Origin of the sequence: Pseudomonas luteola NBRC 103146 (genome assembly GCF_002091675.1) — a bacterium.
In the GTDB taxonomy this organism is placed as follows: Bacteria; Pseudomonadota; Gammaproteobacteria; order Pseudomonadales; family Pseudomonadaceae; genus Chryseomonas; species Chryseomonas luteola.
Genome location: NZ_BDAE01000001.1, coordinates 245,391 through 259,199, shown reverse-complemented (window position 1 = coordinate 259,199; position 13,809 = coordinate 245,391). Strand labels below are relative to the sequence as shown.

The 13,809-nt window shown below is 54.6% G+C and carries 13 protein-coding genes; 3 read left to right on the top strand and 10 right to left on the bottom strand.

The window, feature by feature from the left end:
* Positions 1 to 20 precede the first annotated feature (20 nt).
* On the top strand, positions 21 to 701 hold the full coding sequence (locus PLU01S_RS01225) for a class I SAM-dependent methyltransferase (protein ID WP_074821209.1): 681 nt from the start codon (positions 21 to 23) through the stop codon (positions 699 to 701).
* A gap of 6 nt (positions 702 to 707) precedes the next feature.
* On the opposite strand, the gene PLU01S_RS01220 is transcribed toward PLU01S_RS01225, so the two are convergent.
* The 4 genes from PLU01S_RS01220 to PLU01S_RS01205 form a co-directional block, all read right to left on the bottom strand.
* Positions 708 to 932 (bottom strand): hypothetical protein, encoded by a 225-nt coding sequence (locus PLU01S_RS01220; protein ID WP_074821206.1) that lies wholly within the window; start codon positions 930 to 932, stop codon positions 708 to 710.
* Between the two features lie 64 nt (positions 933 to 996).
* Positions 997 to 2,301, bottom strand: coding sequence for a shikimate transporter (gene shiA, locus PLU01S_RS01215; protein WP_074821203.1), 1,305 nt, complete (start codon positions 2,299 to 2,301; stop codon positions 997 to 999).
* A gap of 354 nt (positions 2,302 to 2,655) precedes the next feature.
* Positions 2,656 to 2,847 (bottom strand): hypothetical protein, encoded by a 192-nt coding sequence (locus PLU01S_RS01210; RefSeq protein WP_010796474.1) that lies wholly within the window; start codon positions 2,845 to 2,847, stop codon positions 2,656 to 2,658.
* A gap of 215 nt (positions 2,848 to 3,062) precedes the next feature.
* Positions 3,063 to 3,665, bottom strand: a complete 603-nt coding sequence (locus tag PLU01S_RS01205; protein ID WP_074821201.1) for a nitroreductase family protein — start codon at positions 3,663 to 3,665, stop codon at positions 3,063 to 3,065.
* 68 nt (positions 3,666 to 3,733) lie between these two features.
* Here PLU01S_RS01205 and PLU01S_RS01200 point away from each other — a divergent pair, with 68 nt between their 5' ends.
* Complete coding sequence (locus PLU01S_RS01200; RefSeq protein ID WP_233432101.1) at positions 3,734 to 5,374, top strand: sugar porter family MFS transporter; 1,641 nt, start codon at positions 3,734 to 3,736, stop codon at positions 5,372 to 5,374.
* Positions 5,375 to 5,419: 45 nt separating this feature from the next.
* On the opposite strand, the gene PLU01S_RS01195 is transcribed toward PLU01S_RS01200, so the two are convergent.
* The 3 genes from PLU01S_RS01195 to PLU01S_RS01185 all read right to left on the bottom strand — a co-directional run bounded on the left by PLU01S_RS01195 (position 5,420) and on the right by PLU01S_RS01185 (position 8,846).
* Positions 5,420 to 6,622 (bottom strand): MFS transporter, encoded by a 1,203-nt coding sequence (locus PLU01S_RS01195; RefSeq protein ID WP_074821199.1) that lies wholly within the window; start codon positions 6,620 to 6,622, stop codon positions 5,420 to 5,422.
* A 245-nt stretch (positions 6,623 to 6,867) separates the two neighbouring features.
* Positions 6,868 to 7,503 (bottom strand): PA3715 family protein, encoded by a 636-nt coding sequence (locus PLU01S_RS01190; protein ID WP_139208659.1) that lies wholly within the window; start codon positions 7,501 to 7,503, stop codon positions 6,868 to 6,870.
* A gap of 710 nt (positions 7,504 to 8,213) precedes the next feature.
* Positions 8,214 to 8,846, bottom strand: a complete 633-nt coding sequence (locus PLU01S_RS01185) for a hypothetical protein (protein ID WP_074821193.1) — start codon at positions 8,844 to 8,846, stop codon at positions 8,214 to 8,216.
* Positions 8,847 to 9,057: 211 nt separating this feature from the next.
* Between PLU01S_RS01185 and PLU01S_RS01180 the strand changes: the two genes are divergently transcribed.
* Positions 9,058 to 9,863, top strand: a protein-coding gene (locus PLU01S_RS01180) for an IS5 family transposase (RefSeq protein WP_139208658.1) whose coding sequence is annotated in 2 segments (ribosomal slippage) — positions 9,058 to 9,388 and positions 9,388 to 9,863 — 807 coding nt in all. Because the reading frame shifts where the segments join, the coding sequence is not laid out codon by codon here.
* 24 nt (positions 9,864 to 9,887) lie between these two features.
* Here the strand turns inward: PLU01S_RS01180 and PLU01S_RS01175 are convergent.
* From PLU01S_RS01175 to PLU01S_RS01165, 3 genes are read right to left on the bottom strand one after another with little or no spacing between them, the layout of a single operon-like run.
* Positions 9,888 to 10,634: a hypothetical protein gene (locus PLU01S_RS01175; protein ID WP_074821190.1), complete on the bottom strand. Its 747-nt coding sequence runs from the start codon at positions 10,632 to 10,634 to the stop codon at positions 9,888 to 9,890.
* Entirely contained in the window at positions 10,631 to 12,022 is a 1,392-nt protein-coding gene (locus PLU01S_RS01170; protein ID WP_159435088.1) for a restriction endonuclease subunit S, read from the bottom strand. Before PLU01S_RS01170 ends, PLU01S_RS01175 begins: the two co-directional genes overlap by 4 nt.
* Positions 12,015 to 13,562 (bottom strand): class I SAM-dependent DNA methyltransferase, encoded by a 1,548-nt coding sequence (locus PLU01S_RS01165; protein WP_074821701.1) that lies wholly within the window; start codon positions 13,560 to 13,562, stop codon positions 12,015 to 12,017. Before PLU01S_RS01165 ends, PLU01S_RS01170 begins: the two co-directional genes overlap by 8 nt.
* Positions 13,563 to 13,809 lie beyond the last annotated feature (247 nt).

Sequence of the window (13,809 nt, the reverse complement as noted above, 5' to 3'; positions counted from 1 at the left end):
ATCCAACCTAATGGATCAGCATGTCCGGTTATCGAATCAAATATCAAACCGTCACCGTTGGTGATGTGGATTTTCACATCCAGTCCCTGAAAGACCATCAGCAGTACTATGACCCCAATGGCGAAGCGGAGCTGCTGGGCATCTCGCCCGAAAGCTGGCCGCTGTTTGGTCAGGTCTGGCCTTCAAGCTATGTACTGGCTACGGCCATGCAGACCATTGATCTCAAGGGCAAACGTATCCTGGAGTTGGGGGCAGGTCTTGCCTTGGCCAGCCTTGTGGTGCATAGCCGGGGCGGCAACATGACGGTGAGTGACTACCACCCGTTGATCCCGACCTTTCTGAACGAGAATCTGCGGCTCAACAACCTGGGGCCGATCAAATACCAGGCGGCAGATTGGGGCAGAACCGACCTGGACCTGGGCCAGTTCGATCTCATCATCGGCAGTGACCTGATCTACGAGCGCGACCAGCCTGCCATCCTGGCCGACTTCATTGACCGGCACTCGGCAGATGAAGTGGACATCATCATTGTCGACCCGGACCGCCGCCAGCGTTCCAGCTTCTGCCGTGAGATGGAGGAGCTGGAATACTCGTATCGGAGTACGCGAGCAGACTGTGTACTGAGTACCGGCGAAGCCTATAAAGGGTCATTCCTGCATTTTCATCGGGACGAGGCCACACTGAGCCTCGCTGTCGGTTAGGTTTTCCTACAGCGGGCCGGGGTCCGGAATCGGGCCAGGAATCTTGGCTGGCTCTTCCAGGTTTTCGCGCGCTTCTTCAGGCAGGTCTTCCGGGCGGGTCTCGGGATCGAGTTCGCTTTCCAGCTCACTATCGGCTTCGTCAAGATCGTTCAAAGGCGCCTGATCAGCACAAACGAGGCCTATAACGGCCGGATAAGGCGCGAACGCTGAAAGGTTCGGGTACGTCAGCATCGGAATATCCTCATGGCTGGACTCTCTTGTTTAGTCCAGCCATCCTAGGATAGGTTGCAACCGCTTACCGATGGCGCATCCGTGCCGCTACGAGTAAGGACACGAGGCAGCCGCCGGCCAGATACGCCGCGACCAGATGCCAGGACCCGTTGTTGACACTGACCAGCGAGGCGGCAATGAACGGTGTAAAGCCGCCGCCCACCACGCTGGCAACCTGATAACCGACACCGGCCCCGCTGTAGCGATACTCGGTGCCAAAGGCTTCCGTGAACAGCGGCTGTTGCACGCTGACGATCATGTCATGAGCCATGTTGGCAAGCATGACGGCAAAGAACACGATCCAGCCAATCGAGCGCGCTTCCAGGGCCAGGAAGAAGGGCACAGCCGAGAGCACACCAATCGTGGCGCCGATCAGGTAGATACGGCGCAGCCCATAGCGGTCCGCCAGCCAGGCGAAGCAGGGAATGGTTACGCAGCTGATGGCACCCACCAGCAGGCCGATATTCAGGAACAGCTCGCGGGAAAGGCCCAGGTTGGCAGTCGAATAACTGAGCGCAAAGGTCGTCACGATGTACATGGTGAACAATTCGGCCATACGCAACGCGATGATCAGGAGGAACGCGCGTGGATGGCGACGTAGCGCTTCCACGATGGGTAGCTTGACGGCCTTGTGAGCCTGTCTGACTTCACGCACGAACTCGCGGGATTCTTCCATGCTGGAGCGCACCCATAAGGCAATCAGCACAAGCACGATGCTAAACAGAAATGGCAGGCGCCAGCCCCAGCTGTGAAAGGCTTCGTCGCTCAAAAAACGATCAAGTAGCGATACGCTGCCCGTGGCCAGGATCAACCCTACGCCAAAGCCTACCTGCACGCCGCTACTGTAGAAGGCACGCCGGAGCGGCGGTGCACTCTCCACGGCCATCAGGGCCGCGCCGCCCCACTCGCCGCCTACGGCAAACCCCTGGATGGCACGCAAAATAACCAACAGCACAGGTGCCCACCAGCCAATGCTCGCATAAGTCGGTAACAGGCCAATCAGGGCGGTCGAAATGCCCATGAGCATGACCGTCAGCACCAGCATGCGTTTGCGGCCAAGTTTGTCGCCGTAGTGACCGAATATAAAACCACCCAGGGGACGGAACAGAAAGCCCACGCCAAACGTGGCAAAAGCAGCCAATGTCCCCATGGCCGGGCTTACGTTGGGAAAGAATTCCTTGTTGAAAATCAGCGCCGCCACGATGCCGTAGAGCAGAAAGTCGTACCAGTCCACAACCGCCCCGACAAAACTGCCAAGGGCGGCCTTGCGGGCCTGTGAATCGGAGCGCCCCGGGGGCGATGCGTCGGTTGCATGGGTCATTGCGGTCATGGCTTGGGTACTGATAACAGGAGGCGAGCCGTCAGAAGTGGCTCAAAAATCCGCCCGTCGGCATGCTCATACTGCAGGTAGGAGGGAAAGCAGACGGGAAGGTGTGAAACAGGCGCAGGGGTGGCGGGTTACTCGTGCGTCATACAGGACGGAGCAAACAGGCAAGGCGCAAAGAGATACATGGGGACGTCCTTATAGTTTTAATGGGCTATACGAAGAGAAGGCTTCGCACCGGAGGACGGGATAGTGTGTTGCGAGGGGTTATGAGGTCAACTGTAGGGTCACGTACAGCTCATGAAGAACGTGACCGTTAGTCGATTGACACCCGTGGCAGGACGCCAGAGGGGCGGTAAATCATTCGTCCATTAACTTCTTGCGATCTTCTACCGGCAGGCTGCGAGTCTCGGGATCGAGATCCTCCAGCTCGCCATCGGCTTCGTCCAGGTCATTAAGAGGAGCCTGATCCGCGCACCAGAGCTCATTGGCAGCAAGCAGGGTGCTGTAGTTGGCCAGGCGGCAGGTGTGTGCAGGAATACCGGTAATCATCTTGAGTCCCTCCCAGGAAATACCGATGAATGCTGTTTTAGCTTAGTCCGGTAATCGCAGCGGGAGGTTGCAACCGATCATCGGTTGGTGTGGCGAAGGATGTCTTGCTGAAGAGGCGGATGGCTATCCGACTTTCATACACAGGATGGGTTAAACGCAGCGGCTCTCATCACAGGCGCCTGACCTCGAAGACCAGGCACCTGACAACGGACAGCTTAGAAGCGGTCGCGAATGACCACTTCGTCGTAGGGCAGCTTGCCAGTGCGCGCATGCGCCGGCTCGGCGGCCTTGCCGATGGAAATCATCAGGCTGACAACATGGTCGTCCGGCAGATTGATCAGCTGGCCAACGGCCTCGAAATCAAAGCCGACCATAGGGCAGCTGTCGTAGCCCATGCCCTTGGCAGCGAGCATCAGCGTCTGGGCCACCAGGCCGGTGCTGCGCATGGCCTCGTCACGCTGGGTCTGTGGCTTGTCACGATAGTACGCGTCGATGGCGGGCACCATGAAATCCTGCACGGCCTGGGGAGCTTCGCTCCAGATACGAGCGGCATTCTTTTCCCAGCTGGCAACATCGGCACACACGATGACGAGCAACGAGGAATCGGTAATCTGGGCCTGATCCCAACCTACCGCACGAATCTGCTGACGCAGCGCCGGATCTGTCACTGCAACCAGACGCACATGCTGCAGGTTGAACGACGTCGGCGCCAGCAGGACATGACTCAGCAGTTGGCGCTGCTCGTCATCGGTCATCCGGTGAGAAGCATCGTAATGACGGATGGCGCGACGTGCATTGATGGTTTCAAGGATATTCATACTGCGTTCCTTTAAATAAAAGTCAGGCCAGCACAAGCGTTTGGAGCCGCAACGGCCGTTTGGAAATCGTGGCGCAGAACGTAAAGGATAGCCGCGCATTTATCCAATCAAGCGTACTGATTCATTCCATCGATATCGCCAATACCGCTTCGCTAGCTGCTTTTGCTGAAACGATTGCGCAAAAAGGTGATCGAATCCCGTTTGATGACAATTTGTTTCTGAACCCTGTGGCGTCAGAGCAGTCTTTTAGCGGTTCGCCTGCTCTGGCAGGCGCGTCTGGATACAATAAAAGCAGGCAGCATCACATGGAATCTCCCACGCTCACCCTCTCGGCCCCTGCCGCTCCGGCGCGTAAAGGCCTCGTCCTTCTCATCGCAATCATCGCCGCCCTGGGTGGCCTTCTCTTCGGTTACGACACGGGCATCATTGGCGTCGCCCTGCTCGGCCTTGGCCGTGAGTTCGCCCTAAATGACACCCTCAAGCAGCTCGTCACGGGTGCCATCATCTTTGGTGCGCTGTTTGGCTGCCTGGGTACCGGCCCGATCTCCGATCGACTCGGCCGGCGCCGAACCATCATCCTGGTGGGCATAGTATTTGCGCTCGGGTCGATCCTGTCGGCCGTCTCGCCCAACGTAACGCTGCTGATCCTGTCGCGCTTTCTGCTTGGCCTGAGTGCCGGCAGCTCGACGCAGATCATCCCGGTCTACATTGCCGAAGTAGCCCCGCCGCAGCATCGCGGAAAGCTGGTGGTACTGTTCCAGTTCATGGTGGTCAGCGGCATTACCGTCGCCTATTTCACCGGCTTTGCGCTGGACGAGCACTGGCGCTGGATGTTTGCGCTGGGCGTGGTTCCGGCCGTGATCCTGCTCGCCGGTATGTCGGTACTGCCTGAAAGTCCACGCTGGCTCCTGTCCCGTGGACGCGAGCAGGACGCACTGGCGGTCCTGGAGCGCGTCCGTGGTGATGAGGCGGCTGCCCGCCGGGAGCTGACCGAGATCAAGACGGTGAGCGATGCACCGGAAGGCACCTGGCGGGACCTGCTCCAGCCCTGGGTTCGCCCTGCGTTGCTCGTGGGCGCCTGCATCTCCATGTTTTCGCAGATCACCGGCAATAACGCACTCGTCTACTACGCACCGACCATTCTGACCCAGGCAGGCTTTTCCGATAAGACGGCGGTTCTGGCCACCGGCTGCAGCACCATCCTGGTGGTGATCATGACCGTGATCGGCAGCCTCCTGGTGGACCGCATCGGCCGCCGTCGCTACCTGCTGATCCTAATCCCCGGCTCGATCATTGCGCTGGCCATCATGGGCTACCTGTTCCAGGGTGCAGGCCCCACCACTGACGTGCAGCGCTGGCTGGTCGTGGGTTGTCTGGCGGCCTACCTGATGTTCAACTGCGGCGGCTTCGGTGTATGCATCTGGCTGATCAACTCGGAAGTTTACCCGCTGTTCGTGCGCGGCAAGGGCGCCAGTGTTGGGGCCTTCAGCCACTGGTTCTTCGATCTGGTCGTCACGCTGACTACGCTGAGCCTGGTAACGTGGCTGGGCGCTGCCCATACGTTCTGGGTTTATGCCGGAATCTCGTTGCTGGCTCTGGTCTTCATCTGGCGCTTCGTGCCTGAAACCCGTGGTAAGAGCCTGGAGAAGATCGAACACGAGCTGCGTGAGCACCGCTTCTACCCCTATCAGCAGCGCCACGACCACTGACGCTGCATGGCATGGCCCAACCGCATGAGGTTGGGCCGTTTCCCCCTACGCCCTGCCAGTCTCGCGCTGGCGGGACTGCACGATCCACATGATTACCATCGCCAGAAGCGGCACCAGCGTCACCACGGCGGCAAAGAATTCCCCTGTCTGCCGTAGCCCGAATGCCTCCGCCGATACCCCTACGCCAATCACCGGCACCGACATCGCCACGTAATAGGTCACAAAGAGCGTTGAGGTTACAGCTGCCTTGTGTTCACGTGGGCTGGCACCTGTCACGGCGTTCATACCGGCTCGAAACACGATGCCCTGGCCCGCTCCTGCGATTACCGTTCCCAAGAGCAGAAACCCGACCTGTGCAGTGGCAATGCTGATACCAATAGTGGCCGTGCCCAGTGATAGGGCAATGCAGCCAATCGTCATGTGTAAGTGTGCGGGCAGCTTTTTCAGCAATGCCTGCCCGATGATGGATGAGACAAACAGCAGGCAGATAACCGCGCCAATGGTAACGCCATGGGTATGTCCCATGACTTGGCCCATAATGGCCGGCACAACGGCCGTAAACAGCCCCGCCACGCTAAAACCCGCCATCCCCGAGAGGGCAGCCGGGATAAACAGGGCTCGCACCTCCCGCGGCAGATGAGGCTTTTGTATTCGTAGCCTCGGCTTAGCCGGGCGCTGGACCGTCTCGTGTGCCAACAGCACACCCACTGCTGCAACAACCAATAAGATCAGGTACAGGCTGAACACCAGATGCGTCGGATAGGGCAGATACGTCGATAGGATGCCTGCCACCAGAGGGCCCAACCCCAGCCCGAGCATGTTGGAAGCCGTAGCCACCAGGGTCGAGACATTGCGCCACGGCTCAGGCGCTAGCTCCAAGACGGCCACAGTGGCCGTACCGGTATAAATCCCGGCGGAAAAACCGGAGAACAGCCGTGCCAGCATCAGCCCACCGATACTGTGGCTGAACAAAAACATCACCGTGCTAACGGCCGACAGGGCAATGCCGACCAAGAGCATCTGCCGCCGCCCCAGCTGATCCGACCAGCTTCCTGCTATCAGCAGCGCTGCAATCACACCTGCGGCATAAATGGAAAAGATCAGCGTCACCCATGTTTCGCCAAAGCCCATCTCCCGTTGATAAAACACATACAGCGGCGTGGGCAGTGTGGTGCCCATCATCGTGATCAGAAAGGCACAGGCCACCCAAATAAAGGCGCGACGGGGATGTGAAGCACTCGCAGGCATGCTTGCTCCTAGGCGTATTGATCATTATTTGAACAGCCCGACTGGAGGTGGTCGGGAAAGCGGTAGACCGAACGCGATGGCGAAGCGTTCGGTATGAAGGACAGCCCGGAGAGGGTTTAGCCTGGCGGAATGCCTAGCTCGACGGGTGTCTTTTGAGAATGAAATGATAGGTATGGCTCTGCTCAACCCATCGTGCTACCCGCACAATAGCCATTGAAGCAAAGGCATAATCGCCCATACATCCTTTAACGTAAGGTATCCGGCACCACGTACCTATGACCGTCGTAATGGATCGTCTCCTGGGTACGTTCGGTACTGCGCTCCTGCTTGCACTTGCCTTTAACCAAAACGCCTTGGTTAAAGGTATTTACCGTAGTCACAACAAGGTCATTGAAGCCATGACTTTGCGTTTTACCAATAGCAACCGTTCGATTGGTTTCCGAATGGGTTGACTCACAGTCATCGAATCGCTCGGCGTTATACTTACAAACCACCAGCTCTCTCAACATAGCCCGTAGATTCGCACCCTCTTTCGTATAGAGCGTGAGGACGCCCTCTTCAAACGGCGTAACACCTGAGCGATGTTTATTTAGTATTCTTATACCAAATGCTCGAACATCAGAGGCCAGCTGATAGCGAGCCGTGTCAATTACCAAGTCTTCAAATGCCACGGCGTCAGATTCGATAGCCCCAGCTTCATAGGTCTTTGCTACCGGCGTATTCACCTTTGCATCCAGCAGAGCGATATCCAGGTCATAAAGCCCCTCTCCTACCTTGGACGATGGTGTGAACTCCGACCCCTGTTGAAAAGTAGCCTTGGCAGCAATTTGCCAATCGGGAAAGGCTGGCCATGTCTTGCAGGCGGAAAAAACTTCAGGCATGTCTTGTACATTACGCTCGATACAGTCCATTGCATGAGCAAGGGAAGCAACTGAAAAGCGGTAAGAAATAAAAGAGGGCGCGTGCGCTTCATGACAATCCTTGTCTTGAATAGAAATCGTTAATGGCAGCTAAAGTAACCTTTGCTGCAGGCATATCGGGCTCTAATTATCGCATCTTTGGTAATGTTGACTAAGCGTCCTATGCGTATCGATATGGCCATTAGCGTCTAGATAAATATCTACTGACCGCCAGGATGAGGGAGCTACAAAGCAGCTCCACTGACTCTCTACATGCCAATCGAAACGAAAGGAGTAATCTTCGCCAGGAAATAAGGGAACAGGGCCCGATATCTCTTCACCAGGAAGCAAACTGCCTTTAGAAATCGAGTGCCCGATATTCAGAATGTAGCCTAGCGGGGCTTTAGCATTCTCACTGTAGTGAATGGTTACGGCAGGCCAGCTTGTTAAAGCCAAGAGTGTTAGCAAGCCGACTAAAATGAATCCATATTTAATGACAGCATTGACGCGCACAGCCCCTCTCTTTCCGGCCATCGAATACTCTTCAACTGAGACATTTATGCTGTGATTCAGCCATGTTTTCAGGCACCTGAATGTCTTCGACTACCGTCATACCTAATTTTCCTTGATTAAAATGTGTGCAGCTTGCAGGCCACACACGTTAAGCGGCACAGTGCCAAACATCTGCCTACCTAGGCCACGTCAGGATGGGATACCGCAACCTGTAAGGTCTTGCTCAATCCTGCCGCAAATAGTTTTACGATGGGTTCGGGTGTTAATACGGTCACCTCACTTTCAGCGGGTAATGGCTGTGCGGCGGGTTGGTAGCCAGTAAAGAACCATTGCCACTGGCGGCCTTGCCAGAGAAGCAGGCATTGCCCATCGATCTCAATCAAAGCGCCGTCAGGTAGATCATTTACAAGGGCACGCCATGTGCGTTTGCTGCCGTCCGCGTTTAAGCGGGACGCATGTAGCATGCGATCGATAGTTTCTGCAGAAGGGTTTTGCTGCTCAGGGAAGCAAGTAGCCCAGGTTGCCTTGAAGCGTTTGTAGGCCTCACGACGACACTCGGCACAGGGCCGATGGCCTGCCGCGTAAGCCGTTGCCTCGTCCATAAAGAACAGCTCGGTATAGCTGTCTGGCGACATCAGTTCCCGCTTATACCCCTTGAAGGACAACGCACAGCTGATCCAGCGTTTGATCTCGAACTGTCGTGTGATGCGCTTGCTTTCATCATGCAACCGACCCCGGTTGCCCATCCAGACGCCACGTGCGTCCACAGCCTGCAGGTCTCCCCACGGATTCACACGGTTTTGCAATGGCATAGTACAGACTCCATAAAATAGGCGTTGTGCCTATTACTGCTTCCTGACTTGCTTTTTATTAACCATACGCGCAAAAATTCTAATTAAATAGAATGTCACCTCTAAACTATTAAAATAATGAAAATATAAAATTAAAGGGTGAGCTAATACTAACTTAGAGCCGCTAACAAAACCCCTTGAAACTAAGCTTGGCTATGTCCACGATAGAGGCATGAGACATCGCAAAGAGATTACGGCTGCGCTGTGGAAGCGCATCAAGCCGTTATTACCGGAGCATAAACTCTCACCCAAAGGCGGTCGTCCTCGTCTGGATGATGAGCTCGCCCTTAATGGCATCGTATTTGTCCTGCGTACCGGCATTCCCTGGGAAGATCTACCCCAGGAGCTTGGCTATGGCAGCGGTATGACCTGCTGGAGGCGTCTTAAGCAATGGCAAGCGTGCGGTGTCTGGCACCGCTTGCATCGTGTCTTGCTCGAAGAGCTGCGCGACGCCGATTGTTTGGATCTGAGCCGGGCCAGCGTGGATGCTGCCAGCGTATCCAGCCCCCGGGGGGCCTATGCACCGGCCCAAACCCTACAGATCGAGGCAAGCTTGGCAGCAAGCGGCACCTGATTACCGACCTTAACGGTGTGCCGCTAGCCTTTTATGTCAGCGGAGCTAATCGACATGACTCGATTATGTTCGAGCCGCTGGTTGATGCCTTACCAACCCCTGAAGGCAAACCCAGTAGAGCCAGGCGTTGGCCTAAAAAGCTACACGCTGACAAAGCGTATGACATAGAGCGCTGCCACAGACATCTGCGCACGCGAGGGATCGCTGATCGAATCGCCCGTAAAGGAGTAGATAGCAAGGAACGACTTGGCCAGCATCGCTGGGTGGTGGAGCGTACCCATGCCTGGTTGGCTGGTATGGGCAAGCTGCGTATCCGTTTTGAGCGCAGGCTTGATACTCACCGAGCCCTGTTATCGCTGGCGTGCAGCATTATATGCCTGCGCTCATTAGAGAGGTTTTGTTAGCGGCTCTTAACCCACTCTAAATAACTATTTTTTAGAATCAGATTTCTTTCTTAGCGCAAACTCTAAAAGATCTTTTTGATAGCGATAATGCATAGCTATGCGTCTTAGCAACATGGATCCAATTGATATTCCTAAGATGAATGCAATACCATAGAGCAATAAGGTATTTAGAATATTTCCCTGAGAAAATCCTGCTGAGAATGTTTGCGTCAGCCATTCCCTCCCGCCTAGTGCCTTTACACAACTATATGAAATTGCCAGCATGGCAAAAGCGGCTGTCTTTTCACCGAAAAAGTAACCAACCTTTGCCTCAAGACGAGAGATTTTTACCTCTATCCATGCCTTTGCATCTTCCAATGCAGTCTTTTCGAATTGACGCAGGCCAGTTACATTCTTAAAGTCATGGCGAATTTCAGCATCAAAGGTTTGAAAGCTTAATTTCTCCCATCTAATTAAGCTAATACATGATGCAATTATAGGCGCAAGCATAGAGGCTATACTTAAAATAATGGCAGCGTAAGCCAAAGAAACACCAAGATCTCTCAAAACAGGTGTGAGCTTCTCTTCATGATTATTGAAGTACGCAAAAACTACCGAAGACGCTAAAAATAAAAAAGCGAATCCTAAGCACTGATTAGCAACTTTCTGTGCAATTACCTCAATCGACGTTTTTACAACTTTTGAGAAGGGTTTACATTCACTTAAATAATGCAAAACTTTCCATGTCGGTCTAAGCGCTTCGTCATCAGGCTCATTAGCTTTATTAGTCATACACTCTCCGCTTTTTTCTTACCTCGTTTAGCCTTCGGCTCGGCAGCGCGTTGGGCTTTGATGCGTTCGAGCAGAACAGAGGCTGGTTCGTCGTTGGGGTCTTGCGGGACAAGTTCGCCGCGGAAGGCTTTGGCTAGGATGCTTTGGGTCAGTTGATCGACACGGGCCTGGGCAGTTTTAACCTTGGCTTCGAGCTGGTCGGCGAAGGTGAAGAGTTGCTCGACGCGGCGGACGATTTCGGTTTGCTCTTCTAGACTTGGCAAACTAATCTCAAAATCTTTTAATGAGCTCGTATTAATATATGGCTGATCAGAACCTTGTAGTTCAGACTGTACTTTTTTCATAAACTGGTCAGTCTTAAAGAAAATAAATAAAAAGTCTTTATTAAAAATATTTTCATCTATAAGCCGAAATCGTGCTACGCGCTGATATAGCGTTGCAGGCAAATCAGACAACCCTATTTTTGCTACCTTCAAAGTGTTGTTTGTAATAGGCCTATTAAGAGCCATTACAATATCACCTTCGGCCAACTCGAAACGCTTTTCTTCTTCAGCCAAATCTAGAGGAATAAAATTTTTTATATCCCAAACTACTTTCCCATAACTAACATTGGCTATTTGTAAAAGCTTGCTCCCAGCAAGAGAGTATTGAGCCTTCTTAAAGGCAGGACCAGAAATAATTTCAAAAATATCAACAAATTTTGATATTTTTGCGCGACCTTCAAAAGCCGTGCATGAAGTATAACTCAAGTCCCTCTGCTGAGTCTGACAAGAATTTTCTTTAACCAAATCCTCCGTTAACCGCCCCGAAACAGCGGCGGCGAGGACGGATTGGCGGAAGCGTTTGAGCAGTGCGGGGATGCCGTCGATACGGGCTTTCAGGGTATCGACTTGAGCTAGCAGCTCATCGAGTTTTTGGGCGATGCGGGTTTGCTCGGCAAGAGGAGGCAAGAGAACCGGTGCGCTTGAAAAAATGCCTTTGTTGATAATTGAAATTGTTGTGGCTGAAGAGTTTTCTTCTAACCAAGGGCGCAAAATTCTACAGTAATGGAATAGATACTGCGGCTCTACTTCAGGTACTGGCACAACCGAATTAATTTGCTGATTGGTTGCTGAGTTTCTGGTTGTTATGCCAATCTTTCCAAGATTGCCTATACACGTTACCACTATACTTTTAGGCGGTAATATAGGGACCTCAGCTAACCCTGCCTCTGTTAAACATGTTTCAGTTTTGACAATAGGACCAGCGTTATCAAGATCCCCTGGTTTAATAAAGGGGATAGTACCGCCATAAAATTTTGGCTCTTTTGTACTTGGTGTTTTACCAGTAACAATGAGCCCTATGTCTGCTAACTGGCACTTTGCCCAACCTTCCGGCAATTTATTCACTTTCTTGCCCCTCCACCACATCCAACCCCATCACCTCCGCCAGCAACCGCTTCTGCTCCAGCGCCTCGTCGCCTGCACCCAACGCCTTCATCAGCTCATCCAGCTCCCGCAGCGCCTCGGTCAGTTCGGCCATGGCTTCGCCGGCCAAAAGTTCCGGAGCGGGTAGGTCAGCAGCATCGACGCTGCTAGCATCCTTGAGCCAGCTGATGTCGAGCGAGTCGCCGCGCTCGGTGATCTGGGCACGGGTAAAGCAGCGGAAGCGGCTCGCTTCACCAATACCTTCCACGTTTTCCGCACGAGGGCTGTTGCCGTTGGGGTCCTCGCCATAGGCCTCCTCGAAGGGTTTGAGGTGTGCAGGGCCGAAGGGGGTGCGCTTGCCAAAGCTGGGCATGTTGCTGCGCAGGTCATAGACCCAAACGCGCTGAGTGCAGCCTTCTTCCTGACGGGGATTTTCCTTAGTGCCCTTCTGGAAGAACAGCACGTTGGTCTTTACGCCTTGGGCATAGAAGATGCCGGTGGGCAGGCGCAGGATGGTGTGCAGGTTGCACTTGTTCATCAGGTCGCGGCGTACATCGGTGCCAACACCTGCTTCGAACAGGACGTTATCCGGCAAGACCACCGCCGCCCGACCGCCGGGCTTGAGGCCACGGTAGATGTGCTGGAGAAAGGCCAGTTGTTTGTTGCTAGTGCGGTAAGTCAGGTCATCCCGCGTCGGGCCGCCACCGCCTTTGGCTGTGCCGAAGGGTGGATTGGAGAGGATCACGTCTACCCTGGAGAGGTTGGCTCCGGCTTGGCCGAGGGCGTTGCCCAGGTGCACTACACCTTCCGCGTCGCCTTCCATGCCGTGGAGGAGGCAGTTCATCAGCGCCAGACGACGGGTGCCGGGTACCAGCTCCACGCCGAGAAACGCCTGATTGCGCTGGAAGCGGCGGGCTTTTTCGTCCAGGTCGTAGAGGTCGTCGGTGTGCTGCTTGATGTAGGCATCCGCGGCGATCAGAAAGCCTGCCGTACCGGCGGCCGGGTCCTGAATGGTTTCTCCGGCCTGCGGCTTGATGCAGCGGATGATGCTGTCGATCAGGGCACGCGGGGTAAAGTACTGGCCAGCACCAGACTTGGTCTCGCTGGCGTTCTTTTCCAGCAAACCTTCGTACAGGTCGCCTAGGCCGTCTTCACGGGCGCTGAACCAGTCAATGCCGTTCAGGGCCTTGATAAGCTGCTCAAGGTGGCGCGGCTCTTTCAGGCGGGTCTGGGCATCGGCGTAGATGGCGGCGATCAGCGGGTCGCTGTTCTTGCCCAGGTCCAGCAGTACTTGCCGGTAATGGTTGAGTAGCACGAGGCCGGATTTCTCGGACAGGTCCGGCCAGCGCGCTCCTGTTGGCAGCTTGTGCTCGAAGTCTTCGTTGTTCTGGACCTGCTCGTATTCCATCTTGATGAAGAGCAGCAGCACCAGTTCGGTCACGTAGTCGCTGTAGTTGATGCCGTCATCACGGAGGATATCGCAGAGGTTCCAGAGCTTCTGGACGATGTCATTTTGGGTCATGGGTGTCTCGGTATTTGAAAGGATAAAAGCGCTTCCGGCTGGCGGACGCGCTTGAAATAACATTGATTATCCGTGCCTGGGCGTACCTATCGTGCAGGCTGGTTGATCGGTTCTGGAAATCGTTCAGGCAAAAAAAACCCGCTCGATTTGTGCGTAACTGCTGACGCAGCCCTAGGCATGGCGGGTATGTTGCCACGCAGGGTAGTCAGCGTTGCCGCGATTGGCAAGCCATGTGTTTGTGGCTGGC